Origin of the sequence: Haloarcula pelagica (assembly GCF_030127105.1) — an archaeon.
In the GTDB taxonomy this organism is placed as follows: Archaea; Halobacteriota; Halobacteria; order Halobacteriales; family Haloarculaceae; genus Haloarcula; species Haloarcula pelagica.
Genome location: NZ_CP126161.1, coordinates 1172349 through 1197346 on the forward strand (window position 1 = coordinate 1172349; position 24998 = coordinate 1197346).

The window sequence follows — 24998 nt, forward strand, 5'->3', positions numbered from 1 at the left end:
AACCGCCGCCAGTCCCGTGATATGTGTCAGCGGTGCCACAATATACTTGGCCGAGCCAGGCCACCCCTCTGGTGTACCCGGGTGCGGCACTACGGAGTACATCACTCAGCGCATCATACGTCGCTACTAAACCTATCAGATATAGTGGCTTTGTGGGAAGCCGAATGATCTTCGGAAGTACGCTTTCCTCTCTCGCCTGACTTATGACAACCATCACAACGATGACGTACAGAATAGTTCCGAGTGTCCCGTCGAATCGCCCTGTTGTCTCAATCGGAAGTGAGAGCGCACCTGTCAGTCTCCCAAGTGGGACGCCCGGAACGAACAGAGAGAACAGTAAATCAAAACGGTTCTGTTGGACCGATTCCATGGATTGCAGGATTGAGGAGCGTGCTCCACCGAGTGTGCTGATCACCACGACCGAAAGCGCGAGGTTACTGAACCACTCGCCGGTCAGGGACTCCCACTGAGGCTGCAGATTTCTGGCGCACGCATCAAGAAATCCGGCGGCATCACCTTTCACGCTTCACTAAACACTACCGTAAATAACCCAACTCAGAGGCAGTGAGAAACACACCGAATCCGACAGCCCCCATCACCGAAACAGCAACAATGGCCGTTTTTCCGCCTGCGATAAATGTCAAGAGGGCGACAACTAGGAGAACCACAAGGACGGTCCAATCAATCCACGCAGGTTCTCCATTGGCATAGTGTGAGCGAAAGAGACTACGGCCCATGCCCTGAATATCATACCCAGTCAGATAATATTTCGGTCGGTCAAACACAATATATTCGGTCACGTCCGCGGTCGCGTTCAAATAGATGATTTCGGGAAATGTTGAAAGCAAACAGGTGAGCCGTGGATGGATACACCCAATTCGTGCAGCAAACAGCGTCTGATATATTCCGGACATGTCGATCCCAGGTACATCTAGCCGTGGTTCGAAGATAAGCGATTACCAGAGGATGTCCGACACGGAACAGTACAATAGCCCCTGCAAACCCACTGCCCTACGCGGACTCGGCCTGTGTAATGACCTTCATCGCTCTCTCAGGCGGTGTTCTCGACCGACTTCAGCCCCGAGGAAGATAACGTTAATAACGACTCACTTAGACTATCCGTCAGATGAAACTCGTCGGCAAGTACCTTGGCCACCGTCGAATCGGGCCGCTAATATTCGCTCTCGCCGCTGGGGCGGTCACGTGGGCTGTTCGGGGAGTCGACAGCGAACCCGCTGTCGCTGTTGTCGTCGTCTCGCTCTCGACATACCTAGTCGTTGCACTTATCTATCGAATTGACGGTTCTCAGAGGGTCACAGAGCGGACCAAACAGATACTGATAGACATCGTGACGTTTTTTATGCCGTGACGCCCCAGTAGAGCGACACGCTAGGAGGGGGCCGCTGGCTCGGTTGCTACCAGCGTGGGCGGCTGAAAACGGGTCTATCCGTCACGCTTCCTTCTGTGCGGTATTGACCCCGTAGTGGACGGAAATATACAGAAACCCACCACGACCGCGTCGAAAAGTATCGATTCGCTGTGGAACGTCCCTATGAGGCACATAGATACACCAAGCCCAACGGCGACGAGAACGGCGTACGCGACGGGCGAAAGCGTCCGTCTCCAAGACTCGCTCCGTATTTGCGAGCACTGCAAGGCTGTACCCGCTTGCTCCCGTGTCGTACGTCCAGTCGCGGTGAGTCCTTCCCCGAGAGAGCCAACTCGTTACCTTCGAATCCACTTCAGGAAGATGTCCACGTCCTGGGTGAAGCGGTATGCACCGTAGATAATCCAGCCGACAATCAGTCCCCCAAGGGGAAGGTACCACCCGAACCAGAGCCCGACAGCGACGACGAGCAACCCCGTTATAAGAGTGCCCTTTCGCAAGGCTCGTCGTCGGAGCCAGCGCCGGTGTCCGTTGAACCCACCGTCTGAGAGCAGCAGCGGCGACTCGTTGCTCCCGCGCAAAACCGGATCGCCCCGCTCGAACTGGACTTTGCCGCTAACGTTAACCGTAGTTCCCTCCAGCAGCGGGCGCGTCTCTAGTAGATAGCGATCCAGGTCGACTCCGTCGTTATGGCGCTGCACGTGACCGGCGAACCGCTTGAACGAGCGATGCTCCGTGCTGTCGCGCAGAAAGGTGTACCACGAGTCCCAGAGATAGACCGAAAACCGATCGGGCTTCGTGATGCCGCCTATCTCTAGATTTTCCAATGACTCGGTTTCGGTCGCCTCGCGGAGCCAGGTCGGGTCGATGCGGATGTTCTGACCGTCGACAGCGACACTGAATCGACCCCACTCGATACCGGAGGCGAAGGTGTGCCACCGCTGGTGCTCCCAGCCCCAGTCCTCGATAGTGAGGTTGCTGTTGGTGTTATCGGGAAAGCGGGCACGCCACAGGTAGGCACCGACAGCTCTATTGGCGCCCTCAACGGCTGCTTCAGCCGTCCTGACCGGGGTTTCGACCACCAGTTTGCCCGTGACTGTCACCGTCTCGTCCTCGATAAACGGGGGCGTGTCGGTGCCGGCCGACGGAAGCGAGCGGAGGACTGACAAAGCGGTGAGCGTGCGGTAGCCGTGAGCGAGTACGACCATCATCAGGGCGGCAACGCCGATGACGACAATTATGGGGGGCATCGGGAGACGAACTCGGCTGGAATTATTAAAACGGTCGTTGTTAGATTCACGGACTAACTCCAGGGTAGTTCGAATGACTGGCACACTTCTGCGGGGGAAGAGGAGGTCGCCATCCCCCAGCGCTAACTCGACATCGACGATAGTCGCTGCAGACAGTGGCGGTACCGGTTCGACAGCAGAGGGTGCGTAGTGAGAGAAACTGTTCGCGCGTACCGGCGATGAGCGTCGAGATGCACGGCCCGTTCATCCAGTGTACTCAAAGATGAACGGGCGCTCGGGACTCCTGACGAGCGTCATCCAGCGATTGATACGAAACTGTATCGTGCGGGATGAGAGAATCGTGTCACAACTGCGGCACAGTCGGAAGGCCAGTGGTCTCCTGCTTGTGCTTCGGGACAGTCCCGAACGGGCCGCAGTAACTGGTCTGAAGTCGTACCGCAGAGAGAAGCGTCAGGGAGCGATGACGAGGGCTGCAACTGGCGGTCGGAGCGACCGCCGTATCGGGCGCCTACTCGTCGCCGATGGATTCGGCGATATCGATCACTTCAGACTCGTTCACTGTCCCTGAGACCGTGTACTCGCTGTTGTCATGGTGCCAGGCGAGCATCACGGTAGTGGAATCACCGTTGTCGAACTCGGTGTACCAGCCGGTCTGATTCCCGACTTCGACGGTCTCGAACCGGTCGCTCTCACTGTAGTTGAACCCGCTGGTAGACTTGTGACCGACCCGTATGGTCTCGTTCGCGTCAGTCGTATACTTAAGACTGAGCGAGGTGTTCCCATCGTTTTCGACGATATAGCCGTGGTCAAAGCTGTACTCGTCCGGCAGGTCCGGGGATGGAACGTCCTGCGTCGCATTCGACCGCAGTGCAGACAGCGACTCGTAATCCGTCATCTCGAACCCTGAGTGGCCCGGCTCCTCGGCGTCGTCCGGGATGTCGATGGTGAACCGCTCGTCAGATAGCGACTCGTTCAGACTCACGTTCCGGTAGTCCTGTGTGGTCTCGACCGTGTGGTTCTCGGAGTTGGCTACCATATGAGCCTTCTCGAGGAAGTAGCTGTCCGTGTCGAGCCAGAGAGTGACGGTGACCTCGCCGGTGGCAGCCATGGCATCGAGATCTGGTTTGAGCGAGAGCCGGTATGTCTCTTCGCCGTCGAGTCGCTCGCGTCCCTCGAATGTGGCTTCACTGTTGTTGACGATGCTCGAGAGGCCGGTGACATCGGCCGGTCGGTCGCTGAACGAGGAGTTGTAGCGATGGACCGTATTATCCTCGACGCTGTACGACACCACACCGCTCTCGTTGCGAACGCTGATGAACTCGTTAGATGTCGCTGACTGCGCGTACTCAGACGTGCGTTCAGTCCGCATTCGGTCGTGCTCGTAGTCGACCCAGACGGTTCGCTCGGACGAGTACGTCTGGTTTCCGTTCATCGTGCTATTCGTCTCGACGGTCATCACGAGCGTATCGAGTCTGTCAGTCCGGTTCTGGAACCGTGACACGAGATCGGCCGTCGTGATATTTTCGGAGTCATTTGTCGCCGTGTTGGCGCCCGCCTCGCCGTCGTCGGCCGCATCTGGTGTGTCGGCGGTTGTATCCATAGAGGGCTGTGCAGCTGCCGGGGCTGCTTGGTGGGAGACCGCCGTAGTGGCGGTCACGCCAGCCAGCAGCAGGAGCGACCCCATCAGCACCGCCGCCAGTGGGGTCTTGAGTCTTTCAGGGCTCATGCACTCAGCACTTGCGACGGTACCGGCATAATAGCGCCAACAAATTGTCCCCGGGGGAAAGGGACCAGAAAATATATAAATGCACTCTCGCAGTCCAGATTGGCAGTCGTATCTCAGCAGTGGTTAGGTATTTCTGACCGAGTCCGCGAGTATACTGTCTTGGGAGCGTACATCTCTCCCAACCGTTCCTACATCACGTTCGAAAGCCGGCCCACATCTGTCTTCCGAGCGTCAATCCACTCAGGATTCTAGTCAAGTGCTCGTCGTTCAGGTGCTGCATAGCTCAGCGCGTGCATGTAACCTTATTAGCTTCGGGCGTTGCCGTTGACGACCCTCTCGCTGTGTGTGGGGTCCTGAAGATTTGTGACGCTGAGTTGCGGACCATTCTGATGGGTTCCGGTCCCCGCTTGAGCCACTCTCTCCCTGCGATTGCCCGCGCACCCCATCATCGTTAGGGTCGAACCCAACTCCAGTTTGGCGGGCCATGCCCACGCCCGACTGCGTTCTTTTTCTTTATATCGTATCACGGATCATCTGTCAGCAAGAGACGTGTATCTACATGCGGCCGTCGTCGACTTAGCGAGAGCGAACGACATGTTGTCCGGACCTGGACCGCACTGGAATCCATTTATTCTTATTCAGGCAGGTCGCCGAGGATTCTGAGATCATCAATATGGGTGGCTGTGAAGAATACAGCTTCGTTGACAAGCACCGGTGGTAACGTCACATGGTGGTCGAAGCCTAGCTCAAAGGAATAGTGCCAGCGCAACTCGCCTGACTCACGAACGAACGCACTGATTGTCTCCTTTCCGAGAGCGTATTCGGGATCGCTGACCGGGAACACGACCGTTTCGCTCCCAACACAGATACCTACCCCGGAAGGGTAGGACGCTGAAATATCGCGGCGCCATCGTTTCGTTCCAGTTCCCCTGTCGATCGCAACGGTGCTGGATGCGCTGGTAACGAATACGGTACCATCGCCGACGGCAACCGTCCGAGAGGACGTGTTATTGAGCTCACTGAACGGACCGAATTCGTGTCGCCGATCGCCAGTTTCCCTGTCATGGACAGCGAGCGTACGGTCGCTGGAGACGAACACTCCCTCCTGGGTCGCAACGGGCGCAGCGGATTCGGATGTGGATGCGAGTTTCACTCCGCCAGCGCTCCGAGCCGTCAACCATCGAGAAGGCGACGAGAGACGGCGCTCCTTCTACGCTTCCGAGACTCAGCGAACACGCGCGCGTCGCGCACTGCTGGCGCACGGAAGACTTGGTTTACTGCGTCGGTTTCCCAGCGTTTCTCCCCGCCGGTTGCCCCGAACGCTTCGATGCCGTTCTCAGAAGCGACCAGCACTGTCTCGGTGACGTCGTCTGCGACGAGTTGTTCGTAGCCGTGTGTCGTTTCCGTCCAGATTCGCTCGCCGGTTCGGGAATCGAGCGCGACGAGTTCTGTGTCGTACGCTACGATGCATCGGTCGTCAACGATGATAGTCCCGTCTCCCCGCTGGCGTCGAGAGTGGTTCGCCACTGTTCGGTGCCGTTCTGTGCATCAACTACAATCGCGCTGCCCTCGTTGCTGGGGTCGAAGTTCGTTCTGTATACTGCTCCATGGGACACCGCGGGCTGCCAGCGGGTATAATCTTCCGACGTCCATGCTATATCCCCTCGCAACGGCGCGGAGACGTTCGGCGCGAACGTATTTGACCCGTTGGCACCATACTGGGTCCACTCCCCCGTAGGAACGTCTGACAGGGCCGAATCCGAATTCGATGACCGGAGCATCGATTGACACCCCGAGAATGCACTCGCGCTGACAACTGCCGTCGACAGGAACGCTCTTCGGTTTATATCTGGTACCGAAATGCGGCGAGACGAATCGCTCATTGCTGCTACCGGACCTCCCGACGACGTCGATAGATGGCAGAGGCCAATGCCATGATGCCGAATCCAGCAAACAGCAGTGGGATATTGCTGCTGACTGAAGTCGGATTCACACCGAGGAAATCTAGTGGTGGCACGCCATTCAATGGACCGATGTACCATAAAACGAGGTATACTATCTCGAAGAGTCTGGATGATTGACTCCAAATCCCCGCCGCTACTGCGAGAGACGGGATGAAAATCACGGCTCCAAGGAAGCCGAGGATGATATCGAAATGACCAGCAGAGACAAGACTAGCGGTGACACCCAGTCCAACGATCGACGCTACGAGGACACCAGCCATCCATTCCGCTAGTACCTGGCCCAACGGCCGTCTAGACGACATAATGAGCGGAATAACCCGATTGCGTGCTGCGCGAACGCCGAGGTCAGACCAGACGAAAATCGGCCATACGAACGCCAGTGGAAGGAAAATCTCTCGAAGAATATGCGGAGAAATATTGACTACACCCAGGAGTAGAAAGCCGACCACTCCAACGTACCACCACCAGCGCTGGCCGCGTACCGCAAGCCGGAGTTCAGCACCGACGATTCGAACGAAACCGCCTGCATCTCGTTCAGTTACAGAAGTTAGTGACATCTCATCAGCTGTCGGTGGGTCCTCTACTGAGGCAGTGGTGCTTTCACCGACAAGCGGGAGGACACTAATTATTCTCCACAGTTGGCTGGTCTCGCTGTCACCAGCGCTATTCTTGAATCGAGTGAACGAAACTGCGGCAACACGAACGAGTCCGAGACTGGCGAGGACAAGCCCAAACCGTTGCATGTAAAGCCATACTGGCCAGCCGCCACCAGTCCAGCGATATGTTTCGGTGGTGCCACTATATATTTGTCCGAACGAGGCTGTCCCTCCGGTATATGCAGGTGCGACACTACGGAGTGCATCGCTCATCGCATCATACGTTGCTACTAAACCCGTTAGATCTAGCAGCTTTATAGAGAGCGGGATGGCTTCCGGAAGTACGCCTTCTACTCTTGCTTGACTGATTATAACCATCGCAAGAACAAAATACAGAATATTCCCGAGTGTCCCGTCGAATCGCTCTGTTGTCTCAACCAGAAGTGAGAGCGCACCTATCAATCCCCCGAATGGAACGCCTAAAACGAACAGAGGAAAGAGCAAGTCAAACGGGTTTGTCGGGCCGATGCCATGGATTGCATGGTTGATGAGCGTGGCTCCCCCGAGTGCGCTGATAACCACAGTCGAAAGTGCGAGGTCGCTGACCCACTTGCCGGTCAGATACTCCCAGTCTGAGGTAGGCGTGCTAGCCACTAACTGATCAACGTTATATCGCCGGTCCCGAGAGAGCGAGTTCTTCAGAAGATAGAACCCACCAAATAACAGGAAAAAAGTCCCCGTGATGGCAGCTTTCGCACCAATAAACGCCGCTGTCGGTTCGCCATAGTAATTGTTGAATTGACCTGTGGGGACCTCATGTTGATACACCAATTCTATTTCGCCTACATTCACCAGATAGCCACAATATATCAGGACTGCGAGGAGAGCAAAGAGTCGTCGAGAGCTAACACGCTGGACGAAATCAGCTTTGGCGACGTGATATATATTCCTCATTTTAGATGCCGTCCTTATCAATTGTATCGAGGTAAGCGTCCTCGAGTGTCGGTTCGACAGGCTTTGCGTCGTCTGCTGGTTGGCTGTTCCCTATTACTCTGACTTTTATTCCATCCGACCGCTGGACTGTACTACAAACTTGGTAGTCCTCGCTGAGTCGGCCAAGCGCGGAGCGGGATATGGTACACTCATAGACCTTGCCACTGACTCGTTGGACGAGGTCTTCCGGCCTGGTATGCGTGACAAGGTGCCCCCGGTCCAGTAACGCAACGCGATTCGCAGTCGCCTCTACGTCCGGCACGATATGAGTCGAAAGGATAACAATTCGGTCGTTGGCTGTATTCGAGAGCACGTTCCGGAAGCGAACGCGCTCTTCTGGGTCGAGACCAACCGTCGGTTCGTCAACGACGAGCAGGTTAGGGTCATTTACCAGGGCCTGTGCGATACCGACGCGCTGTCGCATTCCACCGGAGAACGATTTTAACTTATCATCGCGAGCCCATTGAAGGTTTGTCAGGGCGAGCATCTCTTCGATACGGGCGCTGGCCGCTTCCGAGTTGAGTCCGCGGAGTGCGGCAATGTACTCAAGGAACTCCTCCGCAGTCAGGTCCGGATAGACCCCAAAATCTTGCGGCAGATATCCCAATTCTGAACGCACCGCGGCGGGAGAATTTATGATGTCCGTCCCGTTCCAGTGTACCTTCCCAGTGGACGGCTTCATAACTGTCGTGAGAATCTTCATCAAAGTCGATTTTCCAGCGCCATTCGGACCAAGGAGACCGTGAATTCCCTCTTCCATCTCAATCGTCACATCACGGATACCCCATGTGTTTTCACGGTACTGCTTCCCAAGGCTCTCCGCTGCCAACTTCATTACGGAAAACTACGACCCAGCATTAAAACGCCTACCAGCACAGTTTCAGAGCCTGAAAAATTCCCTCTATTTATATCAGAGGCAGTTGTCTCACAGAGACAACGTAGTGAGACACGGCTCTGTCGAATACACAGTTCAAGTCGATCACGAGGTAATCGTTATGTGGAACCTGCTTTAGGAGACAGAGAGAGAACCATATGTGTCATATCATTACAGATTGAAGACGGTGTGTGCAACAGGAACGTGCCCAGAAGCTGCTCCCATTGATGATTGTATTCGGTCTCATACAGGTGGGACTCGGTGTTTTGAGTAATAATCTACTTTTTGCAGCCTTTGGACTGTGCCACGCTTTGATTGGTTCTCTGTGGTACTGGGCCTTGCAGTGACCCACTAATCAATACACAGTTTCAGGTTGTTGAACTCACTCCTTGTATCGGTCACGTCGGTACTGACAGGTATTGAGTCGTTCGGCTCTGTTGAAATCCTATTGATTCGACATTTTCCCCGCTGACACAACCGTTAGTTAGAACTGCGAGTGTCTCAGGTCGGTCGGAAAATCTACCTGTCCTGCCGACGGTGCATATTAGTATGCTCTTCAGGACAGTATCGAGAATCGTGGTACTGATAGCCGTGCCGATCATCCTTTGCTCTGCAATCTTCGTTCTATATGTCGGACTGGATGGTTCTCTTCCGGCGATTTTCGGGTTCGAAAGAGGGTATGTTGTCGTAGCCGGATTGCAGTTCTTGGCGGCGATTGTAATGCTGGTAAACGGGATAAAGCCCAATCTGTTGTCACAGGGCACCGATTGAAAGACTACTTATATCTAACATTCAGAGTGCCTTGTCGATGTTGTGAGTGAGACAGCCGACAACGAGTTCACGGAACTGTTTCCACCAGCGTCGTGAGCGGACGAATGCGCCATATTTCCGTTTAAGACGAGAGTTCACAGTCTCGTTCTGACTACGTTGGCCGTAGAGGTCGGCGTCCAACCGAGAGTTCCACGCCTTGTGAAGCGACGAAAACTCGCGGTGCTTGATAAGCGGTCGAACACCAATTTCATTGGCTAACGCGCGAACCTTCTGGTCGTCGTATCCCTTGTCGCCAAGGAGAACTGCTACTTCACCGGTATTTCGCTTGATGAGCGACGGCGCAATTTGCGAGTCGTGTTTTCGGGTCGTCGTCACGTGTAAGTCGATGATTGCGTTCGACCTCGTGTCTACGAGGAGCGTGACTTTCAACTGCTGAATCGTCAACTTCGTTCGCTTCGTGTAGTGTTTCGAGGCGTGACTCCGGTCGAACCCGGAGGCATCAATCCCGACGACGCCGTTGGTCGGGAGAAGTGTGACCGAGAGGTTGAGCAGGACGCGCCAGACAGCCATATCAAGCCGATTGAATGCCTTACACAACGTCGAAGGAGAAGGGAGTTCCTCAAGTTCGATGGCGCTCCGAATCCGAGGCATCTCAATAAGTTCGTCCAGAAGCATCCGGTACGTCGTATTCTTTCTAACCTTGAGACAGAGCAGGACGATGTGTTGATGAAGTGTGTACCGCCGTTTCGAGAATTTTGATGAGTAACGAGCGACAGCTCGCCGAGCCAAGTGCATCGCTTGCTCGACGAACCGGAGTAACCGTGACTTCGGGAGGGCTTCCATCCGGTTTGGTTACCGGGCGAACCTGTAACTCTCTGAGGTTTTCAACAGAGCCTCTGTCCCAAAGATTGGTATCGTCTTGTGCCACATTTGTGCCCTCTATTCAGCACAGCCTCAACGAGCTACCCGGTCCCTGTCAGTAGCGTCCAGATCGATACAGAGGATACAGTCAGCACGGGAACCAATTCTCGCATCTTTTCGAAATCCCTGTAAGATAGACAAATTTCATCGGTCACTCAGTTGAGAAATTCAACGATTGGACGATGAGTGGCTAAAATCCGGGATCGTGTGGATAGAACTATACCTATCTGTGAAAATATATTTTCATGCCGCGGAATCTGACCGATTATCTTGGAGTGTCTCGACGGGATGTCGGTGCGGGCATCCTGGCCGGTGGTGCGGCGCTACTTGGTCTTTTTTTGTTTAATAACTTGGTCTTAGGCGAGAGATTCAGCTCTCAGGGAGTGCTCTCCCGAAGTCTGTTCGTCTACGTTTCGGATTTCCCCGTCCCGCTCATCGCCGTCTGTGTCTCGACTGTCGTTTGGCGTGTGATGCTACCTAATGAGCCGGCACCGGTCCGCGGCGCCCTGGCAGGCATCGTTTCGGCGTTCGGACACTCATTGTATTAGGGATTCTACAAGGGGTTGTGAACGCTTTAGAGGCGCTCTTCGCCGGCGCACTCAGTGACGTAGTCTCTGAGTTCATCATCGCTTTTGCCGTAATCGGGCTGTGTTGAATCACTAGACGGCATCGGGATAGGTCGCTAAATCAAAGGAGTTGAAGCGGGACGATTCGGTTGTCCATGACACAAATCTCCCGCTTCACTGGTGAGATTGTGCCGATTGCTCAAGTTGTTACCGGTGATGGAGACGAATCCGCCGCCCCGGAAGGTGGCGGCGGATTCGCCGACTATGCGCTCGTGTCCCTACATTGTCTGCGGATTTACCTCGATGCGTCCTACCGGATGACGATCGACCTGCTCAAGGAGATGCCACAAATAACCGGGGAGATCGGCCTCAACGCGGCCGACCTCCCCTCTCCATCCACGTTGTGTAAGGCGTTCGACCGGATTAGCATGAGCGCCTGTCGAGTGTTGCTGCGCCAGTCGGCGCAGCTACACGACCCCTCGAAACACGCTGCAATCGACGCAGCGTTCTACGAACGCTCAGCAGCGAGTCGCCACTACTGCCAGCGAACAAGCTACCGCGTACAGAAGCTGAAAGTTACGAAACTCGTCGACACAGAGACGCAGGCAATCCTTGACGTACACTGCTCAACGACTCGGGAAGGAAGCGATGCAGACCTCGCTGAGCAGATCGCCCGCCGGAACGCGGGCGATCTGCGGTCTCTGGCGGCCGACAAAGGGTACGACAAGCAAGCGCTCCGTGAACTCAGCATCAGACCGCTCATCAAGCACCGCATCTTCGCTCCCTACGACCACGCTCACAACGCCAGAATCGACAAACAACGCTACAATCAGCGCTCTATGACCGAGACCGTCAATTCGGCTGTGAAGCGCTCGCTCGGCTTCGCCGTGCGAGTGCGTTCCTGGTTCCGTGAGTTCCGAGATATCGCTCTGATGTGTGTCGTTTATAACATCAAGCGTGCCGTCAAACAGTGAATTCCAGCGCCTTATGGCGATTCAACACAGCCCTATCATCACAAAGGGCTCAGCGGGGGTAGCGGTTCGTCATGGCCACCAGCGCACTGTAACCTGTCGTCGGTGAAAAGCCCGTTCATCGAGGACTCGAGGTGCAGGGGCTCGGCCACTGTACTCGCTCGTTCGTGGCGACCGATTCGGCTATAGCAGCAGTGGTACACGGGGGAGTGAGATGCTATCCACCGAAAACTGACTCGTTACTCCTGGGCCCTGAATCACACGCCTGCACACTGTCAACATGCTCGGCAGTATACCGTGTGTTGGTCGGTCCACCCGGAAGCGCTCCGTCACCATTCGGAAACAGAACCGTCGCTATGCCTCCAAACCGGTGTGTTCCAAGTGCTAGAAAAGCTCGACTTCTCCTCTACTTCCTCGATATCAACGTCTATTCCGAGACCACTATCGGAGGGTATCCCCAAATATCCGTTTTCTACATCCAAAACGTCAGAATTTGTTATATAAGTGTCGATGTTTCGGTGTCGGTTGGCGGGTTGGAGGAATGCAGCCCGTGTACTCGCACATATCTGTAGACACGCAGCGAGTGCGATCGGACCGACCGAACAGGTGAGTACCGTTCCCATGTCGTATGTCGCGGCCGTATCGGCGATCCGTTTGCACTCGGAGATTCCTCCAGCATGCGAGATATCGGGCTGGACGATGTCGACGCCGTCGGGCTGAAAATGCGGTTTGAAGTCCCAGCGTGAATAGAGTCGCTCGCCGACAGCTATCGGCACGGACGTCTCTCTGGCCAGTTTCGGATACAGATCCGCGTGTTTCGGCACGATGGGCTCTTCGACGAACATCGGGTCGTATTCCTCGAGTTCCTTGAGAAGAACCGTTGCCACGCCCCGTGACGTCCGGCCGTGGAAATCCACGCCGACATCAATATCGTCACCGACAGCCTCCCTGACGGTCTGGACTCGACCGACGGAGTTGGAGATGTCCTCCGGGGAGACGACCTGCTCCGAGCGCCCGACTCCGAATATCTTCAACGCGGTGTACCCGTCGTCTACGGCTGTCTTCGCCTGTCGCCGCAGTGCGCCGACGTCGTCGGCGCCGATCCACTGATACGCGCGGATCTTCGACCGGACAGACCCGCCGAGAAACTCGTAGACGGGGAGTTCGTACCGCTTGCCCTTGATGTCCCACAGTGCCTGGTCGATGCCAGCCAGTGCGCTCATCAGGATGGGGCCGCCCCGGTAATAGCCGCCCCTGTAGAGCGTCTCCCAGATGTCCTCGATGTCGTCCGAGTCTCGGCCGACGACGTACGTCTCCATCAGTTCACAGACGACCGACTCGACTGTTGCTGTCCGGCCTTCCAATATCGGTTCTCCCCAGCCGACGATACCGTCCGCTGTCTCGATCCGTAAAAACAGCCACCGGGGGGGCAGAGAGTACAGGTCGAACCCTGTGACCGTCGTCATCGCTAGTGACTGCATCCCGGAGTATAATAATCTCACGCCGCCCACTACTGTTCCTGCAGAACCGGGAAGTGCCAAGTGCAGAGCCGATTCAGTCTTGCCTGGCGTGCAGTCGCTCCTCGATCGTATCTGCTGCTTTCGTGAGCTGTCCAGCCATGTTGATCTCGAGATCGAATGCCGACGCCTCGTCGGCGGTGTAGGACGTCTCGATGGCAGCGATCGGCTCGTCCCCCGTGTCCTTGATGCTTGTCGCGACCGTGTGCCACCCATCGTAGAGCTGGTCGCGATCGAACGAGACCACCCGGCCGTTCATGATGTTGATGTCCGGGGTGGCCATCTCTAGTTCGTGTTCCCCCTCGACTGCGGGCGCATCTGGTCCCTCTGCTCGCTCGAAGGCCTCCAGTATCGCCAGTCCACCCACGGACTTCGCCAGTGTGCGGTACTCCCCCTCTCGAACGGGTGTCGTCTCGTCCTCGTCCCGGGCTGATTGGTGGAGGAAGACGACGTCCGTTCCCTCCCGGAACACGAGAGAGGTCACGCACTCGTTGGCACTCGTCAACCGATCGGCGACGCTCGTCGCAACAGTGTACAGCGGCTCTCGACTCCGTCTGTCCAGACTCACTCCCAGGAACCGATGGGTCAAATCGTAGACGTTGTCCTGTTTGTGGACGTAGCCGAGTAACCGGAGCGTCTTGAGGTGTTTGAACACGCCCGGCTTCGACAGGTCGCACCGGTCGGCGAGTTCCGTCAGGTCCATCGGTCCGCTCCGATGGAGGCTCTCGAGTATCTCGAACGTCGTGGAGACAGCCTTTATCGGATACTCGTCACGACTCTGCATAGTGCAGATTGCTGGCACCGATTGAAATGGCTATCGCTCTCGAAACCGACACAGAGAGACACACAGACAAGAGCATTAAAAAAACCGGTAGACTACCCTCTCCTCCAAAAGAAAACTCAAATTGAGTAATACTGTGGAGATTTTGCGAGAGTATCATTCAAATCGGCTTCGTATTCCCCTCTCTGAACTAAATATCTAACTCGGGTGGTAAAGACTCACAAATTCTCTTCTGAGCCGCTAATTATGTCTGTACATAGCGACAGAAGCTCTCATTACTCGACTATCCGTCAAAGCATGCTTCGCATTGGCCCAAAGCGAGATGTGACACAGGGAGTCACCACTCCGCGACACTCCCGTCCGAATATCGCCAGACCGGATTGTGCCAGTCGATATCGTCCTCGGTACGCTGTTCGATGGCCTGCTCGTCGATTTCGATCCCCAGCCCTGGGGCCGTCGGAATCGACATGAAGCCATCGGCTTGCTCGAAGACTGTCGGGTCTTCCACGTACGACAGAAGTCCACCTTCGGTATTGTACTGGATGTCCATCGACTGTTCCTGGATCAATACGTTCGAAACACAGCCGGCGATCTGCAGGGACGAGGCAAGCGCAATTGGCCCGAGCGGGCAGTGTGGCGCAAGGGCGACATCGTACGCTTCAGCCATCGCTGCTATCTTCTTGACCTCGGTTATCCCGCCAGCGTGTGAGAGGTCTGGCTGCAGTATATCGACGAATCCCGCTTCGAGCAGACTCTTGAAATCCCACCGAGAGAACAGGCGTTCCCCTGTCGCGATGGGGATCGAAGTCGCGTGGGCGACTTCCGAGAGCGCGTCGCTGTGTTCCGGTAGCAGTGGCTCTTCGACGAACATTGGCTCTAGCTCTTCCAGCCGTGAGACGAGGCGTTTCGCAGTCGCCTTGGTCGCCCGTCCGTGGAGGTCGACCCCGATGTCGACGTCGCGCCCCACTGCGTCACGGACGGCGCCGACACGTTTGACGAACTCGTCGATGGCCCCGGGTGCAGTCACCGGTTCGAACGACCCAGCGGGTGTGAGTTTGAGTGCTGTATGCCCCTGTTCTACTTTCTCTCTCGCGCTGTCGGCGATCTCTGCTGGACTTTCGCCACCGATCCACTGGTAGATTCGGACTCTGTCTCGAACGGGGCCGCCGAGCAGTTGATGGACCGGCTGCCCCGCCTGCTTGCCCTTGATGTCCCAGAGGGCCTGATCGATACCCGCGATTGCACTCATCAGGATCGGCCCGCCCCGGTAGAACCCACCTCGGTACAGTACCTGCCAGTGGTCCTCTGTCGGCAGCGGGTCCTCGTTGAGGACGTACGTATCGACGAGTTCGCTGACGGCACTCTCGACCGTCTCGGCCCGGCCCTCGACGATCGGTTCCCCCCACCCGACGGTCCCATCGTCGCACTCGAGCTTCAGAAAGAGCCATCTCGGTGGCACCTGGTACAGCTGATAGTCGACAATCTTGGGCATTCTACTACTGTGTTACTCAAAACGATATATAACTATTTCTACCGTCCAGTCTCGATTCCATACTTGGTGGCCGTCCGTGGCCGGAACGGCGTGCTGCTCAGGCGAGTGAACCGAGATACCCAAGGAAGGCGAGCAGAGCGGCCGTCGAGGCTACTGCTGCGGTTGCGGCTGTCTTCGTATCCAACTTGTGCAAGTTTCTGACTGCCCGGGCCAACAGATACACCATCGCGAGGACGGGTGGAGCCGCGGTGATCAGTACGACCAGGGGGAGAAACCCGTACCCGAGCAACAGGAGCGGAACAACGCCTAGGACCACCGGCGCAAACGAGTAGGAGACGGCCTGAATCGACTTGTCGATGGTCGCTCGACTCCCAGCGAGGGTGGTCACTGCGTGGAGGAACACGACGAAGAGGAACGTCAGTCCGGCGACGGCGCCGAAGACGAACAGCGGAACGGTCGCCAGTGCACCGACACCGCCCGAGATAATGAACACCGAGAACTCGAACCCGATGGCGCCGACGATGGAGAGCAGCACGCCTGCCAGTGTGAACACCGTCATCGTCAGGCAGATGCACGAGAGGAACACGAGCGGCGCGGTGATTCCGCGCACGTCTTCGTCGACGCTCTCGAAGAAGCTGAACGGCTGTGTCGCGACGTTGCGCAGCGGATCAGTGAACAGCGTCTGGACCTTCTCGTACCGCGTTCGCTGGGCCAACTCGTCGAAGGCGACGGCCAGGATGACGAACACACCGGTAAAGACCGAGAACAGTTGTGCACCGAGACCCGCCAGCACCAGGACGTTCTGGATGAGCGCAAAGACGAGTGCGCCGAGCAATGTCCCGACGATACTTCCTTCGCCACCGAAGATGTCGGTGCCACCGATGACGACAGCGGCGATCACGACCAGCGCGACGCCGTCCCCGGTTAGCGGCGAGACGCTGTTGGTGAACGCCAGCTGGCTGAGGCCAGCGAACGCTGCGAGCACGGAGACGATCGCGAATCCAGCGATCTTCACCTGGTCAGTGTTGATCCCGGTGTACCGCGCCGACTCCTCGTCGCCGCCCGTCACGAGCGCCCGGTACCCGAAGGGCGTGTGGAACAGGAGGTAGTGGAACAGCCCCAGCAATCCGAGTAACCACACGATCTGGAGCGGGAACTGGCCGAGCGGCTGTGGCACGCTGATAGTCCCACCCATCGCGTTCAGGAGGGCAGGCATCTCGCTATCCGAGAGGCTCTGTGTCTGTCCGTCGGTGACGATCAGATGGACACCGCGGAGGAGCGTCAACGTCCCGATGGTCAGTATCAGCGACGGGATACCCATCTTCGTGACCAGAATTCCCTGGAGTAACCCGTAGATGACCGCGAACAGGAATATGAGGACGAACACCAGTTCGACTGGGAAGCCACCGATCAACATCGTCGCCGTGAGGCCAGCCGAGAGCGCCATCATCGATCCGACGGAGAGATCGAAATCACCGGCGCTCACGAGGATGGTCATCCCGTAGCCGATGATGCCGACCACGGCCGCGTTCCGGATGATCCCACTGATGTTACTGACCGTCAGGAACACGTCCGCTCTCAGTAGAATTCCGACGACGGCGAGGCCGAGCACCGCGAGCGTGACGCCGAACTCCCGTCGCCCCAGAATCGAGTGGAGTGTGCTCTGTTTCCGTTCGACATCTTGTACTGTGGTTTCCGCTCCCATGAATACCAGATGATTATTCTGAAGGGATATTTAAAGCCTTCGCCTCTGGCCTCGATCTACATCGCTACTACCCCCGTACGACACTGGGAAATTGTGGTTCATCACTGTCTCACAGCTCCCGCGATCGAACACCCATGTCGAAAACGCTCACTGGTCGGAGAACTCTGTTGATTAACTATTAGAAAATGGGGGCCCACTGTCGACCGTACTCCACATTCTCTCGGTCCCGACCCAGGAGATTCCAATAACAGACGTACATGAGTTATGGCGTTCCGACGACGCGTCCCAGGACCGAGAATTCGACCGGAAGGGGACTCGAAAAAGCTTATTTACTATTGGTTAATAATTGCCAGAATCATGATGGTCGGTAACTATAGTAGCCATTGAAAATCAATCCACACTCGATCGCACGACAGCAGTGCGATCGGTGTGTGAATTGTTACTATAGCCAGTGTCCATCCCGTGAGAAGGTGCGACCGCTCTGAAAACTCGGCCTGGAGAGAATCGCGATCAGTACTCGTTTCGAGAAGCCGTCAGGGAGAGAACCGGTCGATCACTCGGGATTGATCGCACCAGTCATCAAACCGACCAGTCGTTCGCGATCGATCGTCGCGTCGTTGTCCTCGATGGAGACCAGTTCACCGTTCCGGAGCACGGCGATACGGTCGGCGACTTCGAACACCTCCTCGAGGTTGTGTGTGATGAACAGTACCGTTCGGCCTCGATCTTTCAGTTCCGTGATAAGGTCGAGGATCTTCTTTCGGCCTTCGACCGAAACCTCCGCAGTGGGTTCGTCGAGCAGCACGATCCGAGGATCGGAGATCAGTGCACGAGCGACCGCGACGGCCTGCTGTTGGCCGCCAGACAACTCACTCACGGGGGCATACGGGTCGATCTGGAACCCGAGTTCGTTCAGCGCTTCCAGTGCACCCTCGTTCATCTGTTCCCGATCGATGTTTCGGAAGACTCGCCCGCGGACGCCCGCCTTTCTGGGTTCACGACCCATGTAGATGTTCGTCGCGACGTCGTGTTTCATCGAGAGGCCCAGATCCTGGAACACCGTCTCGATTCCCACGGAGCGTGCGTCTTTCGGGTCGTCCATCGAACGGATTCGCATCGAACCGTCCGTCCGTACGTACAGGTCGCCAGCCGTCTGTGAGATGACGCCAGCCAGGATTTTGACCAATGTCGATTTGCCGGCACCGTTGTCACCGACGAGAGCCAGAATCTCGTTCTCGTCGATACTGAACGAGATATCCGATAACGCCTGCACGCCCTCGTATCGCTTGGAGATCCCGTCCAGTCTGATCAGCGACGGACTGCCCTTGCCGGCGCCGACCGCTTCCTGTGGCTCGCTTTTCGAGCTAGTGTTTGTCACCATCGACCGAAGTGACTCGGCGAAGACTGATAAGCGCTTTGGGTGGTTCCCGCCCCAGTTGTAGAAGACCACGGCCGTGACTACCTTCAAAATTGGGCAAAAACAATAATTATATATACTATTATCTCTCTCCTAGAGACGTATGCCAAAAGATAGCATTGGCGGAGATGACAGCGTCGTCTCGATCGAACTCGGTGTTTCGCGTCGGAAGTTGATGAAACAGATGGCGAGTGTCGGGATGGTCGGCGGTCTCACAGGCCTGGCAGGCTGTTCGTCGCTCCGAGAGAGTGATTCCGAGACGGAAGACGTCACGACCGACAGCAACTCCGTGACGGAGTCGGGAAACGCTTCGAGTCAGTCCAGCGGTTCGGGCGCCGCACTGCCGGACTTCCAGCGCGTCCCGCTGACACCACCACCGACTGCGGACGAGATCGACTTCGCGAACCCACCGGATCCCGAGCGCGAAGTAGCGTTCGTCACCCACAACGCGACGAACCAGGTGTTCCAGCCGGCGATCGCGATGATGAACGACGCGATGAACCGGTTCGGTTGGACAGGTGAGTTCGTCGGCCCCACTGGCAACAACCAATCCAGGCAGGTCGAGATCATGAACACCAAAGCCGACACGCTCAGCAAGGGCGACGTGATGGCCACGACTGTCCTTGATGCGAATTCGTACCTCGACCCGGTTAAGAAGGCTGTCGACAAGGGCGTTGCCGTCACACAGTGGAACACCACTGTGAGCGAGTGGGACTACAAAACCATGGTGTCCGAATTCGGATATCCGCTCCCCTATATCGGCCAGGAACACTATCCTGCCGGGAACGCGACTGGTGTCACCGCGTACGAAAAGGCAGAGGAACTCCTCGACGACGACTCCTACGTCGTCCTCCCGACGACCGGTGTCCCGGGCCACCCTGCGCTCAAGGCGCGAAACGACGGTATCAGGAACGCTCTGAGTCAGCACGACAACGTCGAAGTCCTCGAACTACTCGACGTGAGCACTGACGTCTCCCAGGCGATCAACCGGGTCGACACGAAGTACCGGTCGAATCCGGACATCAACATCATCCTCGGCTCCGGGTTCTGGGGACCAACAGCGGGCGGACGACTGGTCGAGAACGAGAACCTGAGCAGCAGCGAGATGATCGTCGGCGGGTTCGACTACGTGAGCGACGTACTGAACGGCATTCAGAACGGTAGCATCACGTTCACCATCGGCCAGAACTTCCCTGCACAGGGATTCGTGCCGCTGAGTCTGGCCTACCGGTGGCTAGACCGCGGTGAGCCGATGCGTGATTTCATCACCGGGACCGAGATCGTCGACGAATCGAACGTCGGCTTCGCACGGAAGCGAGCCGAGGGGTACCCGAAACTGATCGACCACCTCAAATGACCGTCTTCGGCCCGCTCGAACCGCTCAACGCCAACATTTCGACGCGCTGAGAGGGCGATTTCCCGCCGACCCAAATTGCTTTGACCCACCACGACAAGAGTGATTTCATGGGATCTGCTCGGCAGAACGTACGCCTCTCCGGCGACTACCAGTTCAAAGGTGTCGATGCGACGCTTCTCGAGAACGAGAACCTCCGTCTGTTTATCTTGGACGGCAAGGGTGGCGATATCATCGAGTTCCGCGACAAGCGAACAGACGTCGATGTCCTGTGGCGCTCGCCACACGACTGGCAGGTACCGGACAGTCCACGCCTGTCCGCGACCGACGATACACCGTGGGAGACCCAGTATCCCGGCGGGTGGCAGATCAACGCGCCACTCGCTGGCTGGGGCGGTTCGGTCAGTGGCACCCAGTATCCGCTCCACGGGGAGAGTGCACTCCTCGCCTGGGACACCGAAGTCCTCGCTCACACGGCGAACCGTGCTCGGCTCAGGCTCTCTACCGAGTTGGTACGGTACCCGTTCGAGATACATCGGGAGATCGAGTTACGTGCGGGCGAGTCGACGGTCGAGTTCCGAGACAGGCTGGTGAACACCGCTGATGTGCCCCTCGAATACATCTGGCAACAACACATCGCTCTCGGTCCGCCGCTGGTGGGTCCACCGGCGAGCATTTCACTCCCCGACAGTAGCTGTTACGTCGACCCCTCCTACCCGTCGAACCCCACCTTCGAGCACCACCGACTCGAACCCGGCGCGAAGTTCACGTGGCCAACGGCGCCCGGTACAGACGGAGGGACGGCCGATCTCAGCCGGTTCCCGCCACGTGATGCGACGATCCACGACCAGATCTACGCGACGGACCTCTCGGCGGGATGGTACGCCGTGACGAACCCCGAGATCGATCTCGGGTTCGGGGTTTCGTTTCCCACCGACCCGTTCGAGTGTCTCTGGTACTGGCAGGCCTTCGGCGGTGCCGAGGTCTCGCCGTACTTCGGGCGGAACTACAATATCGGGCTCGAACCGACGACTGCCCATCCAGCGGGATCCATCCCGGATGCACAACGCGAGAACGGGAGCATGAAGATACTCGGACCAGGCGAGGAAGTTACCGCGACCGTCACAGCGGGCACGTTCGGCGCTGACGCAGTCGGTGACCGACCCGACCCACTCCCGTGGCACTGAGGAGCTCACGCCGTTCGCCATCGGTGTTGCGGGACAGTTCAGCACGAAAACGAGCCTCCCGTCATGGCAGTCGATAGAACCTGACGGCCGTGTACTATAGCGTCGTGCGTTCGACGGTCACGTCTGGCCGGTCGAGCAACTCGTCTTCGAACTCGGTGCCGAGCCCTGGCCCTTCCGGAAGCGGGAGCGTGCCGTCCCTGACCGGGAGGGGATCGCTCACCAGATTCTGGTGCCATCCGTCGTACCGATCTCGGATCGACTCCATCACGTACAGATTCGGAATCGTCGCCGAGAGGTGTGCGTTCGCGAAGTGGATCACTGGCCCACCCGAATTGTGCGGGGCGACGGGGAGGTGTGCGGCCTCCGCCATCTTCGCGATGGCGACACCGGCACTGAGTCCCCCGGTCCAGCACAGGTCGGGCATCACGACATCGATCGCCCCCGTATCGATGGCCTGTGCGAACTCGTACTGACCGACGAGTCGCTCGCTGACACAGAGGGGGACGTCCGTCTCACGCCCCAGGCGCCGATACGCGTCGATATTCCCCTTCCGGATGACGTCCTCGACCCAGATCGGATCGTACTCGGCGACGGCGTCGACCATCCGCTTCGCCGGTGTCAGCGACCATAGTCCGTGGAACTCGACTGCGATGTCGATAGCGTCACCGACTGCCGCCCGAATCTGACGGAGGGGTTCGAGGCCCGCATCGAGGTCCCCACTGTCGATCCGCTGACCGCGCGTCTCGTCCGCGAACTCGTCGAACGGCCAGATCTTCATCGACGTGATCCCCTGATCGAGCAGCGATTCCGCGAGGGCCGCGGGTTCGTCCATGAAGTCGTATTCGAGGTCGTAGCAGGTATTGTAGGCCGGGATCTCCTCACGTGAGGCGCCACCGAGTAGCTGATAGATCGGCTCGCCGGCTAGCTTTCCCTTGATGTCCCACAGCGCGATATCGAGACCACTCATCGCCCGGAACTCCGCTCCTGCGTGTCCGTAGTAATTGAAGTACGTCAGGAGATCGTCGCGGATGGCTTCGATGTTTCGCGGGTCACGGCCGAGGATCTGGTCCGCTATGGGGCCGTGGAGCGCTGCCGTCTCCATCTCAGCGATGGGGAATGTCTCACCGAGTCCCACGACTCCCTCGTCCGTATGCAGACGGATGGTCGTGATATCGATGTCCCGTTCGGTGTTCGTCAGCGCAGACTCGTCGTCGTAGTTAATACTCTCTATACCGGTGATTCGCATGGGTACCGATCAACGTCACACAGTATAAACGTACCGAGACTCGTCGGTACGGAAAACGGACTCCGATGACTGACCGTATCCCGTGACCCCTACAGTTCGAGTCGTCTTCCGACGTCTCCCGACTCGTATATCGCTTCGGCGACCGCCATGTCGACGAGTGCGTGTTCGCCGTCCGGCAGGATCGCTCCGCCCGAGAGGACTCGGTCGGCGAAGTAGTCGAACTCCTCTGTCATCTGGTCGACCTGCTCGAACGCGTAGCTCGCCGTGCTCTCGCTGTTCGAAACGCGGAGTTCGCGCTGTGCCCAGGGAGCGAACGCGGGGTCGAGCCTGATCGACCCGTCGGTACCGATCACCTCCAGATGGCTGGCACTGGCTGCACCGTTACTCACCGTGCAGACAGCCGTGACACCTGTTGGGAATTCGAGCGTGAACGACGCGTGTTGGTCCCCGACCGCTTCGAATAGTTCGTCGTCGGCGCGGACCGTCGCCGAGACCGCAGTGGGGTCGTCGTCGAGTACGAACCGAGTGGTATTCAGCGGATACATGCCGATGTCGATGGCTGTCGCCCCACCGGAGAGCTCGGGATCTAACCGCCACTGGTCGGGGTTCGGGATGAGGTCGAGCAGCTGCTGGGACATGTGTCCGTGGACCTGCACGGGATCCCCGATACGCTCGGCCTGTACGAGCTCACGCATCCGACGCACCGCCGGTTCTGTCTGCATCCGATATGCGACCATCAGCGGCACGTCGGCGTCGTCACAGGCTGCCACCAGCCGCTCGGCTCGGTCGAGTGTCGACTCTATGGGTTTCTCACAGAGGACTGCCTTGCCCAGCTCTGCAGCCGTCTCCACGAACGGGAGATGGAGCGCGTTCGGGGTGACCACGTACACCGCGTCGTACGCGTCGGCGGCGACTCCGTCGTGGAACTCGTCGTAGGAGATCCCACGCGCTATCGTCTCGGAGCGCGACGCGCACGACGAGGCTTTCTCCGCGCTGCTACTGACGAGTACGGTCGTTTCACAGAGGTCGGACGCTTCCACGGCTGGAATGGCCTGTTGTTTCGTCCACCAGCCGAGACCGATCATCGCGATTCGGACCGGACCGCCTTCCGAGACTGTCTGCCAGTCACGCTCTGCCGACGTCGATAGACGCGATACTGAATCCATGGCTCGTCGTAACACTACACACCTACACGGATAAAACACTCCTCTTTTGTATCCGAGTTACCCGCACACGCTCGATGTGCTTCGACATCATCTTCAAGCCGAGGTCGACCGGACCTCTTAGTCCGACCATCCGGAACTCGCTAATTTTGGTAGTCAGACCGACGATATAGGTGAGTAAGAGTAAATCATCGGTCTATTTTCGAACAAGAATCTAATATCTGTCCTGTCTTAGTACACGTTGATACCCAAATTTCCAAAACAATTTGAAAAAGCCAAATATAGAAGGAAAAGTGATGATATGATATTATAAATTAGAAATATCGTCAAATATCGGCGGAAATGAAATTGAAAATGTGTTTTTGGCATCGATACTGCTTCGAGTATATTTAAATGTGGAGAGTATAGTAACAATTGGAACGATATACACACCAATCGCACTACGGCCGTGCGAACGGGGCATTGATTTTCAATGGCTACTATAGGCTGTATGGGAGAGAATCCAGACGGCCAGTCGTAGTTGATTTGCTGGTGGTCCAACACATCTATTACTAGAAACTGGGTCTCAGCGTGGAAGGCCCAGTATCTATTGATAGATTCTTACAGCGTTTCGAAGCTGACTCACGGTTAGTTATCTCCACGAAGGGCTGGGGATATCTCCTCGATGGCCCTGACAAACTCTTCCGGGCGTTGAGAGCCAATCATCATCGTACGTCCATCCGTCCGCTCGATCCAGACGCCACGATTACCGCTGACGTTGTATGCGGTCTTCCCGGGGACCCACCGAATGCCCCAGCCCCCGAACTCACCGATTGGGCTGTACTCCGTAGACTCATACGACTCGATTTCTGCCCACGAAATACGACGGAACGACCGGTGTAGCGGCCACATCTCGATATAGATGCCGTCGGCTCTCACTTCGGTCTGGAGACGGAGACTGTAGATCAGGCCAGCGGCCAGGATGAGGATTACGAGGCCGGCCCAGGAAATTGGGCCTAATACGAGCAGCAACAAAGCCGCGCCCCCGAGCAACGCCCAGAGCCACGGCTGGCGAAATCGCTGTACCTCCTGAAAGACTGGCTCTTGCTCCATACGTACGTTGTACTGACGGTGCGCT

Annotated in this window: 20 protein-coding genes; 5 read left to right on the forward strand and 15 right to left on the reverse strand. The window is 57.2% G+C overall.

The window, feature by feature from the left end; translation table 11 throughout:
- The first annotated feature begins 1126 nt into the window (after nucleotides 1–1126).
- Entirely contained in the window at nucleotides 1127–1369 is a 243-nt protein-coding gene (locus P1L40_RS06250; RefSeq protein ID WP_284010466.1) for a hypothetical protein, read from the forward strand.
- A 356-nt stretch (nucleotides 1370–1725) separates the two neighbouring features.
- On the opposite strand, the gene P1L40_RS06255 is transcribed toward P1L40_RS06250, so the two are convergent.
- The 6 genes from P1L40_RS06255 to P1L40_RS06280 form a co-directional block, all read right to left on the reverse strand.
- A complete protein-coding gene (locus tag P1L40_RS06255) occupies nucleotides 1726–2637 on the reverse strand; it encodes a hypothetical protein (RefSeq protein WP_284010467.1) in 912 nt (303 codons plus the stop codon).
- Nucleotides 2638–3145: 508 nt separating this feature from the next.
- The gene (locus P1L40_RS06260; protein ID WP_284010468.1) at nucleotides 3146–4363 is read right to left on the reverse strand and encodes a DUF4367 domain-containing protein; all 1218 of its coding nucleotides are present in this window, start codon (nucleotides 4361–4363) and stop codon (nucleotides 3146–3148) included.
- A gap of 634 nt (nucleotides 4364–4997) precedes the next feature.
- Nucleotides 4998–5516: an outer membrane protein assembly factor BamB family protein gene (locus P1L40_RS06265; RefSeq protein ID WP_284010469.1), complete on the reverse strand. Its 519-nt coding sequence runs from the start codon at nucleotides 5514–5516 to the stop codon at nucleotides 4998–5000.
- A 20-nt stretch (nucleotides 5517–5536) separates the two neighbouring features.
- The gene (locus P1L40_RS06270) at nucleotides 5537–5890 is read right to left on the reverse strand and encodes an outer membrane protein assembly factor BamB family protein (RefSeq protein ID WP_284010470.1); all 354 of its coding nucleotides are present in this window, start codon (nucleotides 5888–5890) and stop codon (nucleotides 5537–5539) included.
- Between the two features lie 361 nt (nucleotides 5891–6251).
- Nucleotides 6252–7877 carry a carbon-nitrogen hydrolase family protein gene (locus P1L40_RS06275; protein WP_284010471.1) on the reverse strand — a complete coding sequence of 542 codons (1626 nt, stop codon included), beginning with the start codon at nucleotides 7875–7877 and terminating at the stop codon, nucleotides 6252–6254.
- A gap of 1 nt (nucleotide 7878) precedes the next feature.
- Nucleotides 7879–8751 (reverse strand): ABC transporter ATP-binding protein, encoded by an 873-nt coding sequence (locus tag P1L40_RS06280; RefSeq protein ID WP_284010472.1) that lies wholly within the window; start codon nucleotides 8749–8751, stop codon nucleotides 7879–7881.
- Between the two features lie 588 nt (nucleotides 8752–9339).
- Between P1L40_RS06280 and P1L40_RS06285 the strand changes: the two genes are divergently transcribed.
- Nucleotides 9340–9561: a hypothetical protein gene (locus P1L40_RS06285; protein ID WP_284010473.1), complete on the forward strand. Its 222-nt coding sequence runs from the start codon at nucleotides 9340–9342 to the stop codon at nucleotides 9559–9561.
- A 21-nt stretch (nucleotides 9562–9582) separates the two neighbouring features.
- On the opposite strand, the gene P1L40_RS06290 is transcribed toward P1L40_RS06285, so the two are convergent.
- On the reverse strand, nucleotides 9583–10404 hold the full coding sequence (locus P1L40_RS06290; protein WP_284010474.1) for an IS5 family transposase: 822 nt from the start codon (nucleotides 10402–10404) through the stop codon (nucleotides 9583–9585).
- A gap of 799 nt (nucleotides 10405–11203) precedes the next feature.
- Here P1L40_RS06290 and P1L40_RS06295 point away from each other — a divergent pair.
- The gene (locus P1L40_RS06295; RefSeq protein WP_284010475.1) at nucleotides 11204–12022 is read left to right on the forward strand and encodes an IS5 family transposase; all 819 of its coding nucleotides are present in this window, start codon (nucleotides 11204–11206) and stop codon (nucleotides 12020–12022) included.
- Nucleotides 12023–12348: 326 nt separating this feature from the next.
- Here P1L40_RS06295 and dgoD (P1L40_RS06300) read toward each other — a convergent pair whose 3' ends face one another.
- The 5 genes from dgoD (P1L40_RS06300) to P1L40_RS06320 form a co-directional block, all read right to left on the reverse strand.
- A complete protein-coding gene (gene dgoD / locus P1L40_RS06300) occupies nucleotides 12349–13485 on the reverse strand; it encodes a galactonate dehydratase (protein WP_284010476.1) in 1137 nt (378 codons plus the stop codon).
- A gap of 88 nt (nucleotides 13486–13573) precedes the next feature.
- A complete protein-coding gene (locus tag P1L40_RS06305) occupies nucleotides 13574–14320 on the reverse strand; it encodes an IclR family transcriptional regulator (protein ID WP_284010477.1) in 747 nt (248 codons plus the stop codon).
- A 334-nt stretch (nucleotides 14321–14654) separates the two neighbouring features.
- Entirely contained in the window at nucleotides 14655–15809 is a 1155-nt protein-coding gene (gene dgoD / locus P1L40_RS06310; protein WP_284010478.1) for a galactonate dehydratase, read from the reverse strand.
- A 97-nt stretch (nucleotides 15810–15906) separates the two neighbouring features.
- Nucleotides 15907–17514: an ABC transporter permease gene (locus P1L40_RS06315; RefSeq protein WP_284010479.1), complete on the reverse strand. Its 1608-nt coding sequence runs from the start codon at nucleotides 17512–17514 to the stop codon at nucleotides 15907–15909.
- Nucleotides 17515–18067: 553 nt separating this feature from the next.
- Nucleotides 18068–18895: an ATP-binding cassette domain-containing protein gene (locus P1L40_RS06320; RefSeq protein WP_284010480.1), complete on the reverse strand. Its 828-nt coding sequence runs from the start codon at nucleotides 18893–18895 to the stop codon at nucleotides 18068–18070.
- Nucleotides 18896–19034: 139 nt separating this feature from the next.
- Here P1L40_RS06320 and P1L40_RS06325 point away from each other — a divergent pair, with 139 nt between their 5' ends.
- Together P1L40_RS06325 and P1L40_RS06330 are read left to right on the forward strand one after the other, a co-directional pair.
- Entirely contained in the window at nucleotides 19035–20288 is a 1254-nt protein-coding gene (locus P1L40_RS06325; protein ID WP_284010481.1) for a substrate-binding domain-containing protein, read from the forward strand.
- 107 nt (nucleotides 20289–20395) lie between these two features.
- Nucleotides 20396–21472 (forward strand): DUF4432 family protein, encoded by a 1077-nt coding sequence (locus P1L40_RS06330; RefSeq protein WP_284010482.1) that lies wholly within the window; start codon nucleotides 20396–20398, stop codon nucleotides 21470–21472.
- A gap of 94 nt (nucleotides 21473–21566) precedes the next feature.
- Here P1L40_RS06330 and P1L40_RS06335 read toward each other — a convergent pair whose 3' ends face one another.
- The 3 genes from P1L40_RS06335 to P1L40_RS06345 all read right to left on the reverse strand — a co-directional run bounded on the left by P1L40_RS06335 (nucleotide 21567) and on the right by P1L40_RS06345 (nucleotide 24973).
- Nucleotides 21567–22718 (reverse strand): mandelate racemase/muconate lactonizing enzyme family protein, encoded by a 1152-nt coding sequence (locus tag P1L40_RS06335; RefSeq protein ID WP_284010483.1) that lies wholly within the window; start codon nucleotides 22716–22718, stop codon nucleotides 21567–21569.
- A gap of 89 nt (nucleotides 22719–22807) precedes the next feature.
- Nucleotides 22808–23803: a D-xylose 1-dehydrogenase Gfo6 gene (gene gfo6, locus P1L40_RS06340; RefSeq protein ID WP_284010484.1), complete on the reverse strand. Its 996-nt coding sequence runs from the start codon at nucleotides 23801–23803 to the stop codon at nucleotides 22808–22810.
- A gap of 705 nt (nucleotides 23804–24508) precedes the next feature.
- On the reverse strand, nucleotides 24509–24973 hold the full coding sequence (locus P1L40_RS06345) for a hypothetical protein (protein WP_284010485.1): 465 nt from the start codon (nucleotides 24971–24973) through the stop codon (nucleotides 24509–24511).
- Between the last annotated feature and the right edge of the window lie 25 nt (nucleotides 24974–24998).